At 35.0% G+C, this 22,269-nt stretch carries 19 protein-coding genes and 1 pseudogene; 5 read left to right on the forward strand and 15 right to left on the reverse strand.

The window, feature by feature from the left end; all coding sequences use genetic code 11:
• Window positions 1–111: 111 nt before the first annotated feature.
• The 5 genes from WFZ86_RS17540 (at window position 112) to WFZ86_RS17560 (ending at window position 7,016) form a co-directional block, all read left to right on the forward strand.
• Window positions 112–1,104: a sensor histidine kinase gene (locus WFZ86_RS17540; protein ID WP_342693137.1), complete on the forward strand. Its 993-nt coding sequence runs from the start codon at window positions 112–114 to the stop codon at window positions 1,102–1,104.
• Window positions 1,101–1,790, forward strand: coding sequence for a LytR/AlgR family response regulator transcription factor (locus tag WFZ86_RS17545; protein WP_342693138.1), 690 nt, complete (start codon window positions 1,101–1,103; stop codon window positions 1,788–1,790). The genes WFZ86_RS17540 and WFZ86_RS17545 overlap by 4 nt, the downstream gene beginning before the upstream one ends.
• Window positions 1,791–2,228: 438 nt before the next feature.
• Window positions 2,229–3,389 carry a DUF3500 domain-containing protein gene (locus WFZ86_RS17550; RefSeq protein ID WP_342693139.1) on the forward strand — a complete coding sequence of 387 codons (1,161 nt, stop codon included), beginning with the start codon at window positions 2,229–2,231 and terminating at the stop codon, window positions 3,387–3,389.
• Window positions 3,390–3,528: 139 nt separating this feature from the next.
• Window positions 3,529–5,733 carry a TonB-dependent receptor gene (locus tag WFZ86_RS17555; protein WP_342693140.1) on the forward strand — a complete coding sequence of 735 codons (2,205 nt, stop codon included), beginning with the start codon at window positions 3,529–3,531 and terminating at the stop codon, window positions 5,731–5,733.
• Window positions 5,734–5,738: 5 nt separating this feature from the next.
• Entirely contained in the window at window positions 5,739–7,016 is a 1,278-nt protein-coding gene (locus tag WFZ86_RS17560; RefSeq protein ID WP_342693141.1) for a HupE/UreJ family protein, read from the forward strand.
• A 74-nt stretch (window positions 7,017–7,090) separates the two neighbouring features.
• Here the strand turns inward: WFZ86_RS17560 and WFZ86_RS17565 are convergent, their stop codons facing one another.
• The 15 genes and pseudogenes from WFZ86_RS17565 to WFZ86_RS17635 form a co-directional block, all read right to left on the reverse strand.
• Window positions 7,091–8,674 carry a DHA2 family efflux MFS transporter permease subunit gene (locus WFZ86_RS17565; protein ID WP_342693142.1) on the reverse strand — a complete coding sequence of 528 codons (1,584 nt, stop codon included), beginning with the start codon at window positions 8,672–8,674 and terminating at the stop codon, window positions 7,091–7,093.
• Window positions 8,675–8,832: 158 nt separating this feature from the next.
• Window positions 8,833–9,912, reverse strand: a complete 1,080-nt coding sequence (locus tag WFZ86_RS17570) for an HlyD family secretion protein (protein ID WP_342693143.1) — start codon at window positions 9,910–9,912, stop codon at window positions 8,833–8,835.
• An 11-nt stretch (window positions 9,913–9,923) separates the two neighbouring features.
• A complete protein-coding gene (locus WFZ86_RS17575) occupies window positions 9,924–11,249 on the reverse strand; it encodes a TolC family protein (RefSeq protein ID WP_342693144.1) in 1,326 nt (441 codons plus the stop codon).
• A complete protein-coding gene (locus tag WFZ86_RS17580) occupies window positions 11,239–11,889 on the reverse strand; it encodes a TetR/AcrR family transcriptional regulator (protein ID WP_342693145.1) in 651 nt (216 codons plus the stop codon). Before WFZ86_RS17580 ends, WFZ86_RS17575 begins: the two co-directional genes overlap by 11 nt.
• A 97-nt stretch (window positions 11,890–11,986) precedes the next feature.
• The gene (locus WFZ86_RS17585) at window positions 11,987–12,460 is read right to left on the reverse strand and encodes a GyrI-like domain-containing protein (protein ID WP_342693146.1); all 474 of its coding nucleotides are present in this window, start codon (window positions 12,458–12,460) and stop codon (window positions 11,987–11,989) included.
• Window positions 12,454–12,906, reverse strand: a complete 453-nt coding sequence (locus WFZ86_RS17590; protein ID WP_342693147.1) for a GNAT family N-acetyltransferase — start codon at window positions 12,904–12,906, stop codon at window positions 12,454–12,456. The genes WFZ86_RS17585 and WFZ86_RS17590 overlap by 7 nt, the downstream gene beginning before the upstream one ends.
• Before the next feature lie 11 nt (window positions 12,907–12,917).
• Window positions 12,918–13,679: a tryptophan synthase subunit alpha gene (gene trpA / locus WFZ86_RS17595; protein ID WP_342693148.1), complete on the reverse strand. Its 762-nt coding sequence runs from the start codon at window positions 13,677–13,679 to the stop codon at window positions 12,918–12,920.
• A 301-nt stretch (window positions 13,680–13,980) separates the two neighbouring features.
• Window positions 13,981–14,301, reverse strand: coding sequence for a gamma-glutamylcyclotransferase family protein (locus tag WFZ86_RS17600; protein ID WP_078211750.1), 321 nt, complete (start codon window positions 14,299–14,301; stop codon window positions 13,981–13,983).
• Window positions 14,302–14,435: 134 nt separating this feature from the next.
• The gene (trpB, locus tag WFZ86_RS17605; RefSeq protein ID WP_315173700.1) at window positions 14,436–15,617 is read right to left on the reverse strand and encodes a tryptophan synthase subunit beta; all 1,182 of its coding nucleotides are present in this window, start codon (window positions 15,615–15,617) and stop codon (window positions 14,436–14,438) included.
• Window positions 15,618–15,662: 45 nt separating this feature from the next.
• Window positions 15,663–16,325 (reverse strand): annotated as a pseudogene (locus tag WFZ86_RS17610) (phosphoribosylanthranilate isomerase); the annotation flags it as partial.
• A 41-nt stretch (window positions 16,326–16,366) separates the two neighbouring features.
• Complete coding sequence (gene trpC / locus WFZ86_RS17615; protein WP_342693149.1) at window positions 16,367–17,152, reverse strand: indole-3-glycerol phosphate synthase TrpC; 786 nt, start codon at window positions 17,150–17,152, stop codon at window positions 16,367–16,369.
• A gap of 87 nt (window positions 17,153–17,239) precedes the next feature.
• Entirely contained in the window at window positions 17,240–18,232 is a 993-nt protein-coding gene (gene trpD / locus WFZ86_RS17620) for an anthranilate phosphoribosyltransferase (protein ID WP_342693150.1), read from the reverse strand.
• An 86-nt stretch (window positions 18,233–18,318) separates the two neighbouring features.
• A complete protein-coding gene (locus WFZ86_RS17625; protein ID WP_342693151.1) occupies window positions 18,319–18,885 on the reverse strand; it encodes an anthranilate synthase component II in 567 nt (188 codons plus the stop codon).
• 70 nt (window positions 18,886–18,955) lie between these two features.
• Entirely contained in the window at window positions 18,956–20,356 is a 1,401-nt protein-coding gene (locus WFZ86_RS17630; RefSeq protein WP_342693152.1) for an anthranilate synthase component I family protein, read from the reverse strand.
• Between the two features lie 303 nt (window positions 20,357–20,659).
• The gene (locus tag WFZ86_RS17635) at window positions 20,660–21,949 is read right to left on the reverse strand and encodes a hypothetical protein (protein ID WP_342693153.1); all 1,290 of its coding nucleotides are present in this window, start codon (window positions 21,947–21,949) and stop codon (window positions 20,660–20,662) included.
• Window positions 21,950–22,269: the final 320 nt, after the last annotated feature.

Below are 22,269 nucleotides of genomic sequence, written 5' to 3' on the forward strand. Positions count from 1 at the left end.
TTAAATCAATCATTATGAGATATATTTACATTTAAAAATAAATAGCAGTTTATTAAATGAAGTTGTTTGATGATGACTAAAAAAAACAAAGTACTTCTTGTTATAATTTGTATGGGCTTTATACTATTGCCTATTGTGCTTCCCTCCAGACCAACAGAGTTTTCAGAGAACGGCAATACTAGAGAAATGTTCTATAGTATGTTGGGTAATGCGCTAATTTTAATTTTTTTTTATATTAATTATTCGCTGCTCATTCCTAAGCTTCTTTTTCAAAAAAAACACGTCCTGTATGGTTGTACAATTGGGTTAGGATTAGTATTGATTTTATTTTTGCCAGCGATATTATTGGGGCCTAATATTTCAAAAGCGCCACTATTTCCAGCAAAACCTCCCATTCATACTGAAACTGTATTTAGAAAATTTCAGCATTTTTTTTCTGATGTAGACCATCTGGTTTATTTATTTGTAGGAAGTATTTTTTTCTCCACATTTTGGAGAGAAAAACTACAAAATCAAAAAATTAAAAACGAAAAGTTACAAACCGAACTATCTCATCTAAAGTTGCAGATTCATCCTCATTTTTTATTCAATACACTCAATAGTATTTATGCTTCTGCAATAAAAAAAGAAGACAAAACCGCAGATACAGTGCTTATTCTTGCCGATTTTATGCGTTATTTACTCCAAGATTCGTATCAAGATGAGGTGTTATTAGAAAAGGAGATTCATTACATTGATAATTATATCGAATTGCAAAAATCGAGATTAAGAAATTCGGTGTTGATTAAATTTACTTCAAGCGGTGACTTTTCTAATAAAAAAATAGCTCCACTTATTTTATTCACTTTTATAGAAAATGCCTTCAAATATGGCGTAAATCCTGATGAAAAATCCGAAATTGAAATTAATATTGCACTCAACAATACTGAATTAGATTTGTTAGTTTTTAATAGAATTGTAGCTACTAATAATATAGAATCTAGTAATATTGGTATTAAAAACACTAAAGAAAGGTTGGTTCTTTTTTATCCTCAAAAACATTCATTACAAATCACTGAAAACAAAGAAACGTTTACAGTAAACCTTAAAATAGTACTCAAATGATTACCGCAATTGCAATAGATGACGAGTTGCCATCTCTCGAAATAATTGAAGTATTTTGTTCTAAATTAGATACTATAGAATTGAAAAAAGTCTTCCTAAAAACTAGTGAAGCAAGATATTTTTTAGAAAACAATCCAATCGATTTAATTTTTTTAGACATCAATATGCCTGCTAAATCAGGCGTTGATTTTTATAAAGATTTGCCGCAAGACTCATTAGTGATTTTTACAACTGCTTATAAAGAATATGCTGTAGAGAGCTACGAAATAGGGGCATTTGATTATTTACTAAAGCCATTTAGTTTTGAACGATTTAAAACATCTATTGATAGAGTTGTAGACAGAAAAAAAACATCTCAAGAAAATGATGGGAACTTTATTTATTTTAAAACCGATTATGGTTTAGTAAAAGTTGTCTTTGATGATATTATTTATCTAGAAGGGCAAGACAATTACGTTAAAATCTATCTTGAAAATCAAAAGCCATTAATGATAAGAATTACTATTAAAGATATACTAGAAAAATTGCCTCAAAAGAATTTCTGTAGAATTCACCGCTCTAATGTGATTTCCTTAAAGAGAATTACTTCGTATAGAAACAAAATAGTTAAACTTGGTGACATTGCACTACCCATAGGTACTACTTATGAGAATGATTTTATGCAAAAATTAGAAAAATTTAGTTGAAGTACCACCCCAAAAGCGAAGATGAATAGGTTATCAATAAAAGACAACTGTTAAGTCAATAAGAGTTCTATATTGCTATTTGCTTCTATTTTAAACTTTAAAAATACCTTCGATTAAGGGTTTTGGATAGATGAAAATTTCTTTCGTTTCACAACTCTTACTATCAAATTGAAACCTAATAGAAGTGTTTTTTGCTGAAACATACTATTTTGACCTACAAAAAAAATGGTTTCGCCACATATATCTCCCAAGGATTTTCATTAGTTGTATAATTGCCCATTATTTAAATGATGCTTCTTATGAATATAGTTCATCAATAGTGATAGAAAAGGCTTAGAAAACAAAATTCAAGTAAAATTATTTGTTTGCCCTGCCTAAAAATTGATGAGCTAAAAAGCATCTTTAAAGAAAATCAAAAATTAATTTAAATCAATTATTATGGAAAAATCAAAAAAGTTATCAGTTATCCTTTTTGCACTACTAATAGGGTTTTTAATTTACTCTTGTACTAATGACAGTAACAACAGTAGCAGTACCAGCACTAGTAACGGAAATAGTAGCACTACTGGAAGCACAACTAGTGGAAGTTCTTCTTCTGTAGGAACAATTGGGGTTTCGGCTGTAGTGGCAAGTGATCCTAGCACTTGTACATCGTTATCAGGAATAGCAAAATTGGTATGTTTGTGTGATCAATTTAAAGCCTCATTAACTACCACTCAACAAGCAGCTTTGCAATTAAGTTACACGTATGCTAACATTAAAACGTGGTCTAATCTTCCCGCTTCAATGTCTGCAAGAATAGGTTTAAGGTTGGGTGATTTAACCACCACGCAAGTAGCGCTCGCCAAGGCTATTGTAAAACAAATTAGCGGAACTACTTCAAACGAAGGATATGATGAGGTACAGCAATTGCTATTGGCAGATGATTATTTGTATGCTAATGGAGGAGGAAGTACTTATGGTTCGGGTAATTATTATTTAGCATTTTTTGGAACACCTTCTTCAACGGGAACATTTGAAATTATGTTTACAGGCCATCACAAGACCATTCAAAGTACTTTTACCAATGGGACTTTTGTTTCTGCGACTCCAAGTTTTGCAGCAGTAGAACCTACAACATTCTCCGCAAACGGAACTTCTTATTCCCCAATTAACCAAGAAAGAGATGCGTTTGTGGCTATTTTAGCAGTATTAAGCTCTACAGAATTGGCAATGGCAAAATCTAGCTCTACTTTTTCTGATTTAGTTTGCGGACCAACTGCCAATTGGAGCTTTCCTACTACAAACTCGGGATTGGTTTGTAGTGGATTAACTTCTGCACAAAAAACATTGGTTTTGAATGCCATAAAAACCTATGTAAATGATGTAGATGATACCAATGCTGCGGCCATTATGGCAACTTACACCTCAGAAATTGATAATACTTATATTTTATACAGCGGAACATCTGCTATGACTGCTAGAGGAGATTATTTCAGAATAGCAGGACCACACGTTTGGATAGAATACAGTGCACAAGGTGGAGTTATAGTTAGCGGAGTTCATTATCACTCTATATGGAGAGATCGAATAAATGATTACGCAACAACTAAAAGTTAATAGATTAACAATATACGAAAAGCCAATAATTGCTATTTTTTACGGTTATTGGCTTTTTTTATTTATGTTTAAAAATAAAATCCGAAGAAGCAAAATATCGTCAAAATAGGATTTGTTTACTTTATTATCGTTACTATTTATGAGAAACATTTTTTACATTTTAGTTTTTTTTACAACGTCAATAGTCTATTCTCAAACCATAAAAGGTAAAATTGTTGATCAAGATAATTATCCTATTTATAATGTATTGATAAAAAATGAAGCCAATGCAAATCACGTTCATTCAGACATACAAGGGAATTTTATATTTGAAAATGTAAAAATGAATGACAGTATTATTTTTTCTCACCCAAATTATATTTCACAAAGAATTAAATTAGGGAACGAAAATGAAATAAAAATTATGCTTCTCAAAAAATCTTTTCAACTCGAAGAAGTAGTTATTACAAAAGATTTTAAGCATCTCAGCTCTTTTTCAGAAGTAGATTTAGAATTGCAACCTGTGGCTACTTCGCAAGATTTATTGCGAAAAGTTCCAGGATTATTCATTGGGCAACATGCAGGTGGAGGAAAAGCCGAGCAAATTTTCTTGCGTGGTTTCGATATTGATCACGGAACTGACATCAATATATCTGTGGATGGAATGCCTGTAAACATGGTTTCCCACGCTCACGGACAAGGTTACGCAGATTTACATTTCTTAATTCCAGAAACGGTAGATAAAATAGATTTTGACAAAGGTCCTTATTTCGCCGACAAAGGAGATTTTACAACCGCAGGTTATGTTGCTTTTCATACCAAAGATACTTTTGACAAAAGTGCGGTTTCATTGGAGTTGGGACAATTTAATACGCTCAGAACAACAGGAGTCTTCAATTTATTAAATAAAGAAAACCAATCGGCTTATTTTGCAAGTGAATACATGATTACGGATAACTATTTTGATGCTCCGCAAAACTTCAACCGTATTAATTTATTTGGAAAATATACCGCAAAATTTTCAGAAAAAGATAAAATTTCCTTTTCACTATCGCATTTTACCAGTAAATGGGACGCAAGTGGACAAATTCCTGAAAGAGCTGTAAAAGATGGCACGATTTCTCACTTTGGAGCTATTGATAGTACCGAAGGAGGAAACACGAGCAGAAGCAATATTAACATTCAATACGATAAAAAAATAGATGAAAATTCGTTTATAAAGTCTTCTGCTTACATTAATAAATATGATTTTGAATTGTTTTCTAACTTCACTTTTTTCTTAAATGATCCTGTAAATGGGGATCAAATTAAACAAAAGGAAAACAGAACGATTGTAGGATTTCAATCGGAATACAATGAAAAATTGAACGAAAGTTTCCTTTTTAAATTGGCTGGAGGTTTACGAAATGACAACAATAAAGATGTTGAATTGTCGCATACAGTAAACCGACAAACTGTTTTAAATTATTTAAGTTTGGGCGATAGCAATCAAACCAACTTTTTTGGTTATTCAAGTTTGGATTATTCTAAAGGAAAATGGTTGATTAACGCAGGTTTGCGATTGGATTATTTTAAGTTTAATTATGTAGATAAACTAGCTATAAACTATGCGACTTTAAGCGAAACAAAAGCAATTATGAGTCCAAAACTGAACTTTTTGTATGCTCAAAATTCTAACATAAGCTATTTTTTAAAGTTGGGAAAAGGCTTTCATAGCAACGATACACGAGTTGTAGTTGCCCAAAAAGGCAAAGAAATTTTACCAGATGCTTATGGTGCAGATTTGGGATTGGTTTGGAAACCTTCTCCAAAAATGATGATTAATACTGCACTTTGGTACTTGTATTTGCAACAAGAATTTGTTTATGTTGGCGACGAAGCCGTGGTAGAACCTAGTGGTAAAACTGCAAGAAAAGGTTTTGATATTGGACTACGTTATCAAATCAACAACTGGTTGTTTTGGAACACCGATTTTACCTATACCCACGCAAGAGCGATTGATGAACCGAGAGGAAATAATTATTTGCCCTTAGCACCAGTGAGTACCTTCGTAAACGGGATTTCTGTAAAGAATTTGAAAAATTTCTCAGGGAGTTTGCGGACTCGTTATTTAGGAGACAGACCAGCCAATGAAGATAATTCGGTATTAGCAAAAGGATATGTTGTAACCGATTTTTCGGTTAATCATCAATTTAAAAAAATAGTAATTGGGATTACTATTGATAATATTTTCAACACAAAATGGAAAGAAACCCAATTTCTTACGGAGAGCCGTTTGCAAAACGAAACCCAAAGTGTAGAAGAAATCCATTACACTCCAGGAACACCTTTTAATGCTAGGTTACTAGTAAAATATAATTTTTAAAATCAATGAAAAAAATATTTTCACTTTTTATGTTGTTTATATTGAGTACTATAGCTTTTTCTCATCCAATGCCAAGCTCTGTTATGCTACTTGATGTAAAATCAAAGACTATTCATTGTGAGTTGCAACTTCCATTAAAAGAGTTACAATTTGTGGTGCCTTTTGATGTTACAATAAACACAACTCATTTATTGAAAAATCACGAAGGAGAATTATCAAAATACATTCTGTCACATTTTAGTATTCAAGGAAAATCGGGTGATAAATGGGATGTTCACATTGATAAAATGAATGTGTTAAAAACCGAGCAAGAAGCCACTGGGAAATATGAAGAGTTAATAGTTCAATTGGTTATTACCCCCAAAAAGACCAACAATTTGAGAGAATTTAGCATACACTATGATGCCATACTTCATCAAGTTGTTACACATCGCGCATTAGTTATTATCCGTCAAGATTGGGAGAATGGTAAAATTGAAGAAGACAACACTGAAATTGGGGCAATTAATGTGGATATTAATACACTCAAAGTAAGTCCTTTTAAGGTGAACCTTGCAAAGGGCTCCAATTGGAATGGGTTTAAAAGTATGGTAAACTTAGGAATGAAACATATTAGCGAGGGAACCGATCATTTGCTTTTTTTGCTGGTTTTGCTTCTTTCAGCTCCCTTACTTTCAATAAATAACAATTGGATTCGTTCAGGAGGTATAAAATATGCTTTAATCAGAATTTTAAAAATTGCAACCGCATTTACTATTGGTCATTCTATAACCCTAATTATTGGCGCTTTTGGTTTAATTCATCTCAATGCAAAACTCGTTGAAGTATGCATTGCTTTATCTATTTTATTTACTGCTATTCACGCGGTAAAACCAATTTTTCCTAATAAAGAAATATTTGTAGCATCCGGTTTTGGATTAATTCACGGACTAGCTTTTGCTACCATACTGACTGACTTGAATTTAGATACCAATAAATTAATACTAAGCTTATTAGGTTTTAATATTGGAATTGAGATGATGCAACTATTCGTAATAGTTATTGTAATGCCTTGGTTGTTGATTTTGAGCACTTATAGAATTTACAAATGGATACGAATTTTTGGAGCAACATTTGCTGGAATTGTTTCAATGGCTTGGGCGATTGAGCGATATACTGGAAAATCAAATAGCATTTCCACTTATTTAGAAGATACTTCAACGTATAGTCTTTGGTTTGTTTTAGGATTGGCCGGTTTTACCATTATTTATATGCTAACTAGAAAAGTAAAAAAAGAACACTAATACAAAATCTTGTGAAAGTTCTCGTGATTTATAAACCAAAAAGCCGATTTCAGTACTAGAAATCGGCTTTTTTGTTAATGCATCGCATCGGCGGGATTGATTTTGTTTTTTCCTTTTTTGACTAAAAGAATGAACGGAATGCAAAACAAGAACAAATACCCCAAATACAAAAATATATCCGAAAAAGTAAGTACCGCGGCTTGTTGTGTTACCATCATTTCAAGAGTTTTATAGGCTTTTGCTAAGGCTTCGTTCATAGCATATCCTTTAGACATAAAACCCATTTGCAATTGGTGCACTCGCTGTTGTACTTCGAAGGAGGTATTGTCTAAATAACCAATCATATTTACTCGGTGTTCTTGATTGATACGAGCGATATAAGTGGTGATGATAGCAATTCCAAAAGAACCTCCCAATTGACGCATCATTCCGGTAAAGGCTGCTCCTTCGCCAATATGTTTCCCTGTTAAGGTGGAAAGCGATAGGGTAGTGATAGGAACAAACAAAAGTCCTAATCCGACACCTCTCAAAATTAACGCCCAATACATGTGCTCTTCTCCAGAATCTGGGGTGATGACTAAGTGCATCCAATACGTAAAAGCAAAAAAGACAAAAAATCCTGCAGCAACCAAATACGTTTGTGGGATTCCTTTTTGAATCATTTTACCAATAAAAGGCATCATAATACCCGTGGTTATCGAACTTGGAATTAATAACAATCCCGCATCGGTAGCACTCCATCCTAAAATCGATTGGGTATAAATAGGAATAATAAATGTAGAACCATATAAACCAAATCCAAGAATAAAACACATAATGGTTCCAATTCTTAAATTGGAGTCTTTAAGTACTCTAAGATTAACTATCGGATGTTCGTAGGTGAGTTCTCTCCAAATAAAAAATAATAACCCAAAGAAAGAAACGACACTCAAAGTAACAATTACTGGGTCGTTGAACCAATCGTCTTGTTGTCCATGTTCCAAAACAAATTGTAAGGAACCTATAAAAGCCGATAGAAAAAAGATACCTAACCAATCGACTTGATTCGCCTTTAATTTAACACCGTATTTTGGACTTTTTATAAAGGAAAGCGTAAGCAATGCTGCAATAATCCCAATAGGTATATTGATGTAAAAGATAAACGGCCACGAGAATCGGTCAACAATATAACCTCCTAGCGGTGGTCCTAAGGTTGGTCCCACAATTACGCCCATACCATAAATAGCCTGTGCCATACCTCGTTTGGCTAATGGGTAACTCTCAGTAACAATCGTTTGTGCGGTTACCAAAAGAGCTCCACCACCCAATCCTTGAATGAAACGAAAAGCCACCAATTCCCATATATTGGTTGCATTTCCACATAAAAAGGAGGAAACAGTAAATATAATAATGGATACCGCAAAATAGTTGCGTCGCCCAAATTGTTGCGACAACCAACTGGTCATTGGGATGATAATTACGTTGGCAATGGCATAAGCTGTAATTACCCAAGCCACATCCGTAAGTGTAGCTCCCAAACTACCTCGCATATTGTTGAGCGCAACGTTGACAATCGTCGTGTCAACTACTTCAAGCATCGCACATAGCACACAAGTAATGGTAATTATTACGCGTCTAAAACCGTACTCAACTAAATCGTCCGCTTCTGTTTGTACCATTTTTGTAGTTCTTAGTTTTTTTAGTGATTAGCTTTTAGTCTTAGTCCTTAGCGATTAGTCCTTAGTACATAGTAGATAGTTCTTAGTAAATAGTCCTCAGTAGTCAAACTGCTAACTGCTAAGTACTAACAACTAGGTACTAAGTACTGTTTACTGAATTATTTCAAATGAACATCAACTTCGACATTCATTCCTGGACGCAATAGTTTAATTTTATTGGCATCATTGGTTTTGTCTAAACTAATTTTCACAGGCAAACGTTGAATGGTTTTTACAAAATTTCCAGTTGCATTGTCTGGAGGTAGCAAAGAGAATCGAGAACCTGTTGCAGGCGAAAATGAAGTAATAGCCCCTACAAATTCATAATCAGGGTAAGCATCAACTTTCATAGTTACTTTTTGACCAATCACCATTTTGTTCAATTGAGTTTCTTTAAAATTCGCTACAACCCATGCTTCATCGTTATTGATAATATAAAACAAGGATTGTCCAGCTTGTACCAATTGTCCGGGTTGAATGTCTATTTTAGACACTTGCCCATCGATGGCAGCAGTAACCACAGTATAAGTTAAATTCAGTTTGGCAGCATCTAGAACGGCTTGTGCTCTTTTGATGTTGGCAGCAGCTACTTCAGTTTGCTTGTTTGAAACTTTAGATTTGGCTTCAATTACTGATTTCTGAAAAGCACTAGCGCGTTGTTGTTGTTGTAATACTCTCAATTGGCTTTCAGCTTCTTGTTTAGTAGCCAAAGCTTGTTCATATTGTTGTTTGGTAATTGTATGATTTTTATAAAGATTTTCATAACGAATAAAATCACTTGTAGCTCTTCCTAATCTAATTTTTGCCGATTCGATGTTGCCCCCTGCAGAAAGCACATTGGCTTCAGAAACCGAAATACTAGCTAAAGCGCTTCCGATATCCGCTTTGGCTACTTCAAAACCACCTTCAGCACCAATCAATGCTGCTTTGGCCTCTTCAATTTTAACTTGAAAATCTTTTTTATCTATTGTAAATAAAGTATCTCCTTTTTTTACAAAATCATTATCCTTTACATATACTTTGCTAATATAACCTGCTACTCTAGGAATAATAGGTGTCATGTTTTTCTCTATTTGAGCATCATCAGTTTCTTCATGAGATTGTGCATGGTTGTATTTGTAAATACCATAAATGCTGCCTAGTACTAGCAATGAAACTGAGATAATTAGGAACTTTATATTTGTTTTTTTCTTTTCCATGGGACTGGTACTTATATTTTTGATGGGTTGAAGGTTTGGGTTAATTGGCCGGTTACCGATAGTAATTCGTAATATTTTTGAATGATATTGGCTTTGCCTAAAGCTTTATTGATTTTGGCAGTCAGTTGATCCACATCAGCTTCCAATAAATCGTTGGTGTTAGAAAGTCCGTTATCGTATTTATCTTTTACTATTCGGTAATTTTCAGTGGCTTGATCTATTGCCTCTGCATATACAATATCTTGTTTGATGGCCAATTGATAATCCTCAATGGCTTTTTGTACTTGCACTTTGATATAATCTGTCAAAATCGCTTCAGTATTTTGAACCTCTAAGGCTTTGCTTTCGGCTACTTTTACCATAACTCCGTTTTTGAGTATACTGGTTAAATCATACGAAATGCCTACACCAATGTTCATTGCGTTTTGCACTGTTACTACGTTATGCAAATCCAATGCGGTATAACCTCCCAAAATTGCAATAGTAGGGAAGTAGGCACTTTTAGCAATTTTTATACTCGATTGACTGGCTTTTCCTTGAAAACGTAGGGCTTCTAAATCTTTCCTGTTTTGCAAAGCAGGTTGTTCATTCGTAGGCACATTATTCATTTGAAAATTGACAAAATCTTGTTCAACGATTTCAATTTGTGTATTGGTATCCAATTTTAGAAGATTAACCAAATAGAAATTAACGATATTCAAATTGTTGGTTGCTTCGTCTATGGCGAGTTGTATTTTAGAAACTTGCAGTTGTGATTTCAATAAATCATTGCGAGGAATAATGCCGTTTTTCTCCAAATCAATAAAATCAACTACGCGTTGTTTGGCACGTTTTTGATTTTCTTTGAGGATTTCTATCGTCTTTTGTGCTTTGTACAAACTAGCATAATAATTAACGACTTTTAGAGCAATCTCTTCTTTAGATTGAACTGAATTTGCTGTTTCGGCTAAGTATAAATTATCGTGTAAATCAATATTATTTTGAATTTTGAATCCTGCGAAAACAGGAACACTGGCCGTAACTTGACCAAGCATTAATCGATCTACAGGACCAGCTGCTAGGCCGCTTCCACCTGAATTAGATTTCATATCAATTTTGGCACTAGTTAGGTGCTGGTATTGTCCCGATACTTTTAAATCAGGATATTGATTGTTCTTACTGGCTTGCAGTTCGTATTTTTTGGTAGCTACTTTGGTCGTAGCAAGTGAAATTTCGTTACTCTTGGTCCAAGCCAATTGTACCGCATCTTCTAGCTTAAGATGTGTTTTTTCTTGAGCGGTTACCGTGGAAGTTCCCCAACACAAAATCCCAAAGACAAATAGTGGGCTAATTTTCATAAATCAAAAGGGCTTTAATTGTTTGTTGTATGTGCTTTGTCAAGTTGGTCTTGATGTAATTATTGTACAAAGTCTCTGTAGTCAAGTTCAAAAGATTTTCGAAATAGGTTTTGTTCATATGAAAATGAAAAAAAGTACCTAAAATCGTTGGTGTTATCAATGGGATTATGACATCTTTTCTAAAAACACCTTTGCGTTGGCCTTCTTCAATGATGGATTCTAAGTATTTGAGATTGCCTTTACGAAATTCAGTAAACGCCACGAGATTTTGTTCTCTTTTCTTCGATGAAAGTTCAAAATGTAGAATGCGATAAATCCCTTTGTTATTGTTTATTCGGTTGATGTAAATTTCGATTAACTTATTGACTTTCTCAATGGGTTCTAAATCTTCTTCGATTAAATTTTCTAATTGTTTTTTGATATCTGAGGTACGATAAACAATTAACGATTGAAGCAATCGTTCTTTGGATCCGAAGTAATAGGATACCATAGCAATATTAATCTTCGCTTGTTTAGATATATCTCGAATAGAGGTGCCATCAAACCCTTTTTCAGCAAATAAGGTTTCGGCTACTTCGAGTATTTGGATTTGCTTTTCGGTAAATTCCGTTTTCAATGCCTTGGTTTTTTCGTATGACAAAATTAAACAAGCGTTTAAATTAAACGACTGTTTAATTTTGTTTTAACTTTTTTTTAACGAAAAAACCAAGCTCTACAGGCTTGGTTTTTCTGGTTTGTTATAGGCTTCGAATGGGAATCCAAATTTGTTCCTCTGAGTTGGGGTTATTGTTTTTGTATCGCTCTCCTAAAAGTTCAAAATGAGGACGATGATCCAAAATATAGGTAGAGTTGGGCAGCCACTCCGTAAAAATTTCCTGAAAAATTGCTGTATCCATTCCTTTATGTTCAAAAACGGCATAAAGTCCCGTGGGTAGGATAAAGGACTCCATATCGTTGGGGATATTTTCAAAAGCATCCACCGCTACAGCTGCCCATTTTACAAAAGACTTAGCGGGATTAAAAGTTTCAAAATAATCTGTGCTGTAGTTTTGAACCGAATAATAGTCGTTGCCTATTCGGTTGGTGATGAGTTCTCGATTTGGCATAAAATCCTGCCAAAGTGCTTGGGTTTGATTATCAAGTAACGACATGCTTCTTTTTTTACCAACCAATTTGGTTTCGGGTAAAGTAACAAGGGTTGGCTTTAGCATTGATTTTCTTTTTTTAGACACACACTTGTAGCTACCCCTTCATAAGGGCCATAATTGGGAATAATGTGGTAACCTAGTTTCTGATATAATGCGATGGCTACAGGGTTGTTAGTGCCGGTTTCGAGTACATAACAGTTGTATTGCAGCTCGTTGGCCCATTGCTCAAGTTCTGCTATAATATGATGCGCAACTTGTTTGCCTCGGAAAGATGCTACTACAAACATTCTCTTGATTTCAACACTTTTTTCGTCAAATGCTTTAAAAGCGCCACAAGCTATGGCTTCATTTTCATGATAAGCTACGACTACATGCTTGATGTGGTCTGTTTTGTTGTATTGAGCATAAAAATCATGATCTTCATCGTCTTTAGATCGTAGAAATTGATCCAAAAGTAAGACTAGCTTTTGAAAATCAGGATCATCGGATGTGGTTCTTTTTAGTAACATTAGATATTATTTTATCGAATGGATTCTACGAATGCTTTGATGTTGGCAGTTCCATTTTCTTTTAAATAAGTAATGAAGGCACTACCAATGATGGCTCCCTTGGCAAATTGTGTAGCCTGTTGGAAAGTTTCGGCATTGTTGATTCCGAATCCAATAATTTGAGGGTTTTTTAAATTCATTTGAGCGATGCGTTGAAAATAGGCTTCTTGTGTGTTTCCAAATCCTGCACTCGAACCTGTTACACTAGCCGAGCTTACCATATAAATAAAACCATCCGAAACACTATCGATAAAATGGATGCGTTCGTCTGAAGTTTGTGGCGTGATTAAAAAGATGTTTTTTAAACCGTATTGCTCGAAAATTGCTTTGTATTCGTCAGCATAGACATCTACAGGTAAATCAGGAATAATCAATCCATCGATTCCTATTTCGGCACATTTTGCGCAGAATTGCTCTACACCATACTGTAGCATCGGATTAAAATATCCCATAATCACTAAAGGAATGTTGACTGTTTTTCGAATGTCTTTTAGTTGGTCAAACAATACTTGTGTGGTCATACCGTTGTGCAAGGCTTGAGTGGAACTCGCCTGAATGGTAGGACCATCGGCCAAAGGATCGCTAAAAGGCAATCCGATTTCGATCATGTCGACGCCATTTTTTTCTAAATCTTTAATGATTTGAACGGTATCATTTAGGTTTGGATAGCCCGCAGAAAAATAGATGGACAATATTTTTTTATCTTCTTGTAATTTTTGATTGATTCGGTTCATAATTTATTCTTTCTATCTAAAATTCTATGTTTTTTGGTCTCAAATCTAATGTAAGCGAGACTTTTTTGTTAAGTTCAAAACTGTTATTACCTCAAATTGGCATTTTAAAAAGTTAGCCACGAAAAACACAAATTGGCACTAAATCATCAATTTTGAAATTGAATTGCACTAATTATACAGTTCTTAAGGATTCGTGGAATAAAAGAAATGTTTTGAATTAGTGTTTATCCGTGTTATTTGTGGCGGATATTTTAAAAATAAATACCTTAAAATTTGCGAATTTGCGGTTGTTTATTTTAGCCTACACCACCAAACTATAAGCCCAAGCTTTTTGGTTGGATTGCAAAACTACTTCTACACGTTTATAATGCTTTCCTTCGTAGAGGTCGGCTTGGCGAAGATCATTGGTCGTCACGTCATACACAATGCCCTGAATGGTATCTTCAGGGTTTTCGGTTTCGACGATGATGGGGTAGTTGATTAAACCAAATTCTTCTTCGATTTGGATTTCTTTGACACGATAGCCCAAAAGCGTTTCTGGAGTTCCCTTGAGTGTTCTTCCAAAAAGATCTTCTTGCACCTCAGGATGCTGTAATGTTCCGTATGTAAATAATTTTTGCATAGTGCTTTGGTGTTAATGACTACTTCATTTGTGGTGTTGCAGGGTTTGCGTTAGGGATGGGAGCGGCATCCTCTAGGGGCGGGGTTCGCCCCTAGAGATATAGCGTACAGCCCGACCCTTGTGGTAACGCCCTACTACAATTTAAAGTAGTCAATATATGTATTTAAATCTTTATCTCCTCGTCCTGAAAGGCTAATCACGACAATATCTGAGGGTTTGAATTGTTTTTGTTTGAAAATAGCCAACGCGTGCGAGGTTTCGATGGCGGGAATGATGCCTTCTAATTTGCACAATTCAAGCCCAAATTCCATCGCATCATCATCAGTAACGGAATAGAATTCGGCACGACCAGATTCAGCCAAATGCGCGTGCATAGGTCCAACACCCGGATAGTCTAGCCCAGCCGAGATAGAGTAGGGCTCCGTAATTTGTCCATCAGGAGTTTGCATCAACAAGGTTTTGCAACCGTGAATGATTCCCATTTTTCCTAGTTTACTCGTAGCGGCACTATGCCCAGAATCGACGCCTTTTCCAGCGGCTTCTACGGCAATAATGCCCACTTCTTCTTGGTCTAAGAAATGGTAAAATGTCCCGGCAGCATTACTTCCGCCACCAATACAAGCTACGACATAGTCTGGATTTTCGCGACCTTCTTTTTCGTTTAATTGCCATTTGATTTCCTCGGAAATGACACTCTGAAAACGGGTAACCATATCAGGATAAGGGTGTGGACCAATGGCGGAACCAATGATATAATGCGTGTCTACGGGATTGTTAATCCAATCGCGGATGGCTTCGTTTGTAGCGTCTTTAAGCGTACGTGAACCTGATAACGCTGGACGTACAGTAGCGCCCAACATTTTCATTCGAGCTACGTTAGGTGCTTGACGGGCAATGTCGATTTCGCCCATATAAACGATGCACTCTAACCCCATTAAGGCGCAAACGGTAGCGGTAGCCACGCCGTGCTGACCCGCACCTGTTTCGGCGATGATGCGTTTTTTGCCTAATTTTTTGGCGACTAGAATTTGGCCAATCGTGTTGTTGATTTTGTGTGCTCCGGTATGGTTGAGGTCTTCTCTTTTTAAGTAGACTTTGGTATTGTATTTTTCAGACAATCGCTTCGCAAAATACAATGGACTTGGACGCCCCACATAATCTTTTAATAGCTGGTTGAATTCTTCTTTAAAATCGGGTGTAGCTGTAATGTCCAAATAGTTTTGGCGCAATTCTTCTACGTTAGGATATAACATTTCTGGAATGTAGGCTCCTCCAAACTGACCATAATAGCCTTTTTCGTTTACGTTGTATGACATTTTTTTATTTTTTTGGTGTAGGGACAATTCGCGAATTGTCCTCACAAGATTGAGATTTTTTAATCCAGGTTCTATTTCAAATTTACTATTTACGTCTATGGCGTAAAGGGGTAAATGGGTGTTCAAAATTTCGTTTACTGATGCTATTTCGTCAATTCCGATGCCTCCACTAAGGAAAAATGGTTTGGAGGAAGGATAGTTTTGTAAAATTCTCCAGTCAAAAGTAGTTCCGTTACCTCCGGGTAATTTGCCTTTGGTATCAAAAAGAAAGAAATCACAAACTGGCTCGTAGGGTTTCAATACGTTAAAATCAAAGGTTTCATCTGCTGAGAATACTTTGATGATTTCGACACTAGTCCCTAATTTATTTTTTAATTCCAAACAAAAAGTTACTGATTCTTGTCCGTGCAACTGTACGGCTTGTAAATCGTATTGGGCTACTTTGTCTAGGATGATATTACTTTTTTCGTTGACAAAAACCCCCACTTTTTTGATGGATTTGGGTAACTCAGGCAACGGTCCTTCAAAATAACGAGCCGACTTTTCCCAAAAGATAAATCCCATATAGTCGGGAAGTAGGGTCGCAACTTCGAGTATATTATCAGGGTATTTCATACCGCAGATTTTAAGTCCACAGCCCCCCAACCCCCGAAGGGGGAGTTCTTGTGCGGATGTTGTATTGGACTGTTTTTCTGAAGATGATTGCATAAAGATTACTATTTATTAGTTGCTATTTCCCCCTTCGGGGGTTAGGGGGCTATTTTCTTTATAAAATCAGTGGCAGCTTCGCCTGCGTTATCTGTTTTCATAAAGTTTTCTCCAATCAAAAAGCCTTGATAACCATAGGGTTTTAATTCTTGAATCGCCTCAACAGTCGAAATGCCACTTTCGGATACTTTGACAAAATCATTTGGAATCTTAAAGGCTAACGTTTTGCTAAAATCCAAACTCACTTCAAAGGTTTTTAGGTTGCGATTGTTTACTCCAATCATATCCAGTGTAGGCATAATAGATTTTTCTAATTCTTCTAAATTATGCACTTCAAGCAATACTTCTAGTCCTAAACTTTTAGCAAATTCAGATAATGATTTGATTTCTTCACGCGTTAAAACCGCAGCGATGAGTAGGATTAAATCCGCTCCATAAGCTTTGGCTTCAAGGATTTGGTATTCGTCTACAATGAATTCTTTTCGTAATAAAGGAATATTTACCGAGGCTCTAGCCAAGAGTAAGTCATCTAGCGAACCCCCGAAATATTTGCCGTCGGTTAGTACTGAAATTCCGCAAGCACCTGCATTTTCATAACCTTTTACTACTTCTTCAACCGTAAAATTGTTGTTAATGATGGATTTGGAAGGGGAACGACGTTTGTGTTCAGCAATAATTCCAGAAGGACTTTCTTTTAATTTTTGGCTAAGAGAAATCGTCTGTTTTTCAAAAAATACTGAAGCTTCCAATTGCGAAACGGGAATAATGGATTTTTTGAGAAGGACTTCTCTTTTTTTATCGATGATGATTTTATCTAGGATGTTCATTAATTTTTTGTTTAAAGTTTTCTTTGTTTAAGGTTTAAAGTTGTGGGCTATTTCAACCACTTTAAACCTTAAACTTTTAAACTATTTTTATTTACTTAACTCTTTTAGTTTGTTCAAAGCTACCAAGCCTTTGCCAGATAGCAAACTTTCTTTCGCTATTTGAAATCCTTCTAAAGGAGTGCATTGGTTAACGGTTGCAATGGCCATAGCAGCATTGGCACAAACCACATTGTTTTGAGCTTCCGTTCCTTTTCCTGAAAGAATAGTATGGAACATAGTTGCTGATTCTTCAATGGTTTTTCCACCCTCGATTTCGTTTTGAGATAAAAGAGACACACCAAAATCAGTTGGATACAACATACCCTCCATTGTTTTGGTAATTGTTTTGGTTGGACACGTCAATGAAATCTCATCGTAGCCATCGAGTGCGTGAAGGATAGTAAAATTCACCTCGGTGTTTTGATACAAATAGCCATACATTCTCGCCAATTCTAAATTGAAAACCCCTACCAATTGATTTTTTGGAAAAGAAGGATTGACCATTGGACCCAACATATTGAAAAAGGTTTTTACTGCCAATTCTTTTCGTATGGGGCCTACATTTTTCATTGCAGGATGAAAAAGAGGTGCATGCAACACGCAAATACCTGCTTGATCGATGCATTTTTCTAAAAAAGAGGCGTCGTTACTAAATTGGACTCCCATTTTTTCAAGGACATTACTGGAACCAGAAATAGAAGACACTCCGTAATTACCGTGTTTGGCTACTTTTATTCCTGCTCCCGCCGCAACAAAGGATGCTAAAGTGGAGATGTTAAAGGTGTCTTTTCCATCGCCACCTGTACCACATAAATCAATGGCATTGTAGGCGGATAAATCTACTTTGATACACAAATCCAATAACGCTTCTCTAAAGCCAGCTAACTCGTCTATGCTAATGCTGCGCATCATATAAACAGTCAAAAAAGAGGCAATTTGACTAGGATTATAACTTCCGTTGGATATGTTTATCAATACATTTTTTGCTTCTTCTTTAGAAAGCATTTCGTGATTGATGAGTCTGTTTAATATGTTTTTCATTTTTGTGAAATACTAAGTTTGTAAATAACTAAGATTCTTAGTTTTGTTTTCAAAAGGACTGTTTACTCAATACTGAAAACTGAGCACTAATTTTTCACCCAATTCTCTAACATTTTTTTCCCGTCAGGGGTTAACACACTTTCAGGATGAAATTGTACGCCGCGAACATCGTAGCTTTTATGGCGCAAAGACATCACTTGTCCATTTTCGTCTATGGATGTGATTTCTAAAACATCGGATACATTTGCATCGACCACCCAAGAATGGTAGCGCCCCACTTCGAATGTTGGTTCCAATCCATCAAAAAGGAGTTCGTCATTTACAATCGTTTTTACCGTTGTGGCAACCCCGTGATATACTTTATCTAAATTAGACAAAGTACCGCCGTAGACTTCTCCAATTGCTTGTTGGCCAAGGCATACCCCAAAAATGCTTTTGGTGGGACCGTATTTTTGAATTACTGCTTTAAGCAAGCCCGCTTCATCAGGAATACCTGGTCCTGGCGATAATAAAATTTTGTCGAAATGAGCGATTTCATCTAAATCAAATTCATCGTTTCGGTACACGGTTACTTCACAATCTAAATCTTCTAAATAATGTACTAAGTTGTAAGTGAAGCTATCGTAATTGTCTATGACTAATATTTTTTTCATTGTTATTTAATTTTTGTTTAAAGTTTAAAGTTTTTTACTGAAAACTAAAAACTGAACACTGATTACTTTTTTATATCGTTTCTGCTAAATCCAATGCGGTATTTAAGGCTCTAAGTTTGTTATAAACTTCTTGCATTTCGCTTTCTTCATCTGAGCTTGCAACGATTCCTGCACCCGCTTGTGAATGCAATTGATGGTTTTTGCTCAAGAAAGTTCGAATCATAATTGCATGATTGAAATTGCCTTCAAAATCCATAAAACCAATGGCGCCTCCATAAAAATTACGGTTGGTTTTTTCGTATTCTTCAATCAATTGCATGGCTCTGTGTTTTGGTGCGCCACTCAAAGTACCTGCGGGAAAAGTGTCTGCTACGACTTGTAGCGTTGAGGCTTTTTCGTGTAAATGGCCTGTTACTTTAGATACTAAATGAATGACATGTGAGAAAAACTGAACTTCGCGGTATTTTTCAACTGCTACATCATGTCCGTTGCGACTCAAATCATTTCTGGCCAGATCGACTAGCATGACGTGTTCGCTATTTTCTTTTTTGTCTTCAGAAAGGGCTTTGGCCAAAACAGCATCTTTTTCATCATCGCCTGTTCGTTTGAATGTTCCTGCAATGGGATGAATTTCGGCTTTTCTGTTTTTTACAATAATTTGTGCTTCGGGAGAAGAGCCGAATAATTTAAAATCACCATAGTCAAAAAAGAACAAATAAGGAGAAGGATTAATGCTTCTTAACGCTCTATAAACATTGAATTCATCGCCTTTGAATCCTTGTGTAAAACGTCTTGATAAAACCAATTGAAAAACATCGCCACGGAAACAATGTTTTTTGGCTAATGCCACATTATGTTTAAATTCTTCATCCGTAAGGTTCGAAAAACCTTCGCCTTCTTTTGAGAATTTATAAGAAGCTATATTTCGGGATTGCAAGAGTTGCTCGATTTCAGAAATGTTATTTTTTTCATCTAAACTATGACAAAAAATATAGGCCTCATTCTTGAAATGATTGATGGCAATGATGTTTTGGTACACCGCATAATACACATCTGGGATGGAATTACTGTTTTCTTTTTTAGCGATGGTTACTTTTTCAAAATAGCGTACAGCATCATAAGCGATGTAGCCAAATAAGCCATTGTTAATGAATTTAAAATCATTCTTTTGCGATTGAAATTGATTCGAAAAAGATTGAATTATTTCAGGAACATTGGTACTAGCATCTATAATGATAGTTTCTGAGCTACCATCAGGATGTTGCTTCGTAATTATTTCGTTTTCTATTTTGAAAGAAGCAATGGGTTGGCAACAGATATAGGAGAAACTGTTGTCGTTTCCATGATAATCACTACTTTCAAGTAATAAACTATTTGGGAATTTGTCCCTAATTTTTAAATAAACACTAACTGGTGTAATTGTGTCTGCAAGGATTTGCTTGTAATGAGTGTTTAATAAATATGTTTTCATATCTTTTTAATTAAGACTTATGGTGTTAATTTGTTTTTTTAAACATGGCAATAAAAAAAGGCTTGTCGTGATGACAAGCCTTTTTTTTATATAGTTCAAATAATACTATAGGAGCTTTGTTCACGACGTTTGACGTAAAGGATTCCACCACCAAGTATTGTTTGTTATTGTTCTCATGTTTTTTTGTTGAAGCAAATATATAAATGAAATCGAATTAATCAAAAGTAAAAGAAGAAAATAAAATATTTTTTTTATTGTTTTTTGTTACATTCAAAACACTTTATTCTTGTTACGATTTGATTATTAGCGGTTATTAACTAATATTGGGCTTTCTTTTTTTCTAAAATCAGGATTGTTTTTTAAATCGACAGATGTAAATAAATCAGTGATAGGAGTAGACGTCATATCAAACATTGAGGCTGGGTCTGGCCAATATTTTAGCTTACCATTATAGCTTTGCTCTTCGCTAACTAAGTTTTCTTTACAACGATTAAGCATAACATTTTTTAATTCAATTTTAGAGAAGTTATCGGGTGATAATGTTATTTTTTCTCCTAACAATAAAAAGGGGGCAAATCCAGAAACTACACTGCTAGTAAAAGATAGGTTACAATTTTCTTTTAAGTATATAGCTTCACGAACTAATCCTTGATTATTTTCTTCGATGTTTACAAAAGTGATGTTGTTAGCTTTGACATTCGTAAGTTTTTTAGTCAAATCCGCATTTTCAGGTTTGTCATAAGAATCAATCTCGAAGCATCTTGAGTTTCCAGATCCTGAAGAAAATGGATGACGAATTGCGATGCTGTTGGTAATTGTAGCCTGTACTCCTTCTGAAAAGTCAAAGTCATCATCATCACAACGGAATGAAATTAAGTTATTCATATTGATTTCTCCTCCAGCTAAATAAAAGGCATCACCGTTGGAGTAGCTTATTTGTACATGATCTATAATTGTTTTTTTACCAACACCTCCCAATATCAAAGCATTGATTTCTTTTGAACCATTTATCTTTTTACCAGCATATTCTATGCGGACATATTTCAAAACACCTGAATTATCTTCTGGCTTATCTCCTCCATAAGTAGCTTGCGCAAGATCTATATTAAAATCAGTCATTACATGTTTATTGTCTTTATCAATCTTGTTGACTGGAGCATTACCTAAAATAATAATTCCACCCCAGTTTCCTGGTTTTCTTACGGTAACCGCTTTATCTGAAGTGAAAACGATAGGTGCTTTTTCGGTACCTTCAGCAATAAGTTTGGCTCCTTTAGTAATAATCAAGGTGCCACAGTAATCGATGTCTCCAACACCTGCTCTAATGATTGTTCCAGGTTCAATCGTGAGAGTGGCATTGTTGGTAACATAAACTCTATTGTTAAGTTGATACGTTTTTGTACTTACAAGTTTAGTGTCTTTGTTGATAATTTCTGGTAATACCTCATTGGGCTCTGGATATTCAGCTGTTGCAGGTTTAAAATTAGTCCAATTACTCAACCAATTGGAGTCTCCATAAATACCATTTCCTTTTTGTGCAAATAAAGATAAACTACACGCGATGCAAATAATTACTAAAGTTTTTTGTCTCATTTTTATTGTTTTAAAGTGGGGCTTTTCTTTGTTTTTGGTAAACTTAAAAACTAAAGTAATAAAATAAAACAATAATAAAGAAAACTTAACACATTAAAGTGAAAAAATATTGAATTCAGAACAAATTCGCTTTTTTTTATTAAAGAAAGAAAATAAAATGTGCTAAAAATAAAAAAAAAACCAATCATTAGCTGGAGGCCACTGAAAAAGTCTTTTTCCGAGTAAATTGACAAATAAAAGGAGTAGAAATCTTAGGATTTTTACTCCTTTTTTGGTATGTTTAGTTGTAATTATAAGGTTTTTTAGATGTTAGTACAACA

The organism is Flavobacterium polysaccharolyticum (genome assembly GCF_038739875.1).
Lineage (GTDB): Bacteria > Bacteroidota > Bacteroidia > Flavobacteriales > Flavobacteriaceae > Flavobacterium > Flavobacterium polysaccharolyticum.

Excerpts from the sequence above, each read along its gene's own strand:
- WFZ86_RS17570 (WP_342693143.1), bottom strand. The coding sequence starts at position 9,912 with ATGGAAAAGAAAAAAACAAATATAAAGTTCCTAATTATCTCAGTTTCA.
- WFZ86_RS17575 (WP_342693144.1), bottom strand. The coding sequence starts at position 11,249 with ATGAAAATTAGCCCACTATTTGTCTTTGGGATTTTGTGTTGGGGAACT.
- trpB (WP_315173700.1), bottom strand. The coding sequence starts at position 15,617 with ATGTCATACAACGTAAACGAAAAAGGCTATTATGGTCAGTTTGGAGGA.
- WFZ86_RS17555 (WP_342693140.1), top strand. The coding sequence starts at position 3,529 with ATGAGAAACATTTTTTACATTTTAGTTTTTTTTACAACGTCAATAGTC.
- WFZ86_RS17540 (WP_342693137.1), top strand. The coding sequence starts at position 112 with ATGGGCTTTATACTATTGCCTATTGTGCTTCCCTCCAGACCAACAGAG.
- WFZ86_RS17560 (WP_342693141.1), top strand. The coding sequence starts at position 5,739 with ATGAAAAAAATATTTTCACTTTTTATGTTGTTTATATTGAGTACTATA.
- WFZ86_RS17545 (WP_342693138.1), top strand. The coding sequence starts at position 1,101 with ATGATTACCGCAATTGCAATAGATGACGAGTTGCCATCTCTCGAAATA.
- trpC (WP_342693149.1), bottom strand. The coding sequence starts at position 17,152 with ATGAACATCCTAGATAAAATCATCATCGATAAAAAAAGAGAAGTCCTT.
- WFZ86_RS17585 (WP_342693146.1), bottom strand. The coding sequence starts at position 12,460 with ATGCTAAAGCCAACCCTTGTTACTTTACCCGAAACCAAATTGGTTGGT.
- trpA (WP_342693148.1), bottom strand. The coding sequence starts at position 13,679 with ATGAACCGAATCAATCAAAAATTACAAGAAGATAAAAAAATATTGTCC.
- WFZ86_RS17550 (WP_342693139.1), top strand. The coding sequence starts at position 2,229 with ATGGAAAAATCAAAAAAGTTATCAGTTATCCTTTTTGCACTACTAATA.
- WFZ86_RS17565 (WP_342693142.1), bottom strand. The coding sequence starts at position 8,674 with ATGGTACAAACAGAAGCGGACGATTTAGTTGAGTACGGTTTTAGACGC.
- WFZ86_RS17625 (WP_342693151.1), bottom strand. The coding sequence starts at position 18,885 with ATGAAAAAAATATTAGTCATAGACAATTACGATAGCTTCACTTACAAC.
- trpD (WP_342693150.1), bottom strand. The coding sequence starts at position 18,232 with ATGAAAAACATATTAAACAGACTCATCAATCACGAAATGCTTTCTAAA.
- WFZ86_RS17600 (WP_078211750.1), bottom strand. The coding sequence starts at position 14,301 with ATGCAAAAATTATTTACATACGGAACATTACAGCATCCTGAGGTGCAA.
- WFZ86_RS17635 (WP_342693153.1), bottom strand. The coding sequence starts at position 21,949 with ATGAGACAAAAAACTTTAGTAATTATTTGCATCGCGTGTAGTTTATCT.
- WFZ86_RS17630 (WP_342693152.1), bottom strand. The coding sequence starts at position 20,356 with ATGAAAACATATTTATTAAACACTCATTACAAGCAAATCCTTGCAGAC.
- WFZ86_RS17590 (WP_342693147.1), bottom strand. The coding sequence starts at position 12,906 with ATGTTACTAAAAAGAACCACATCCGATGATCCTGATTTTCAAAAGCTA.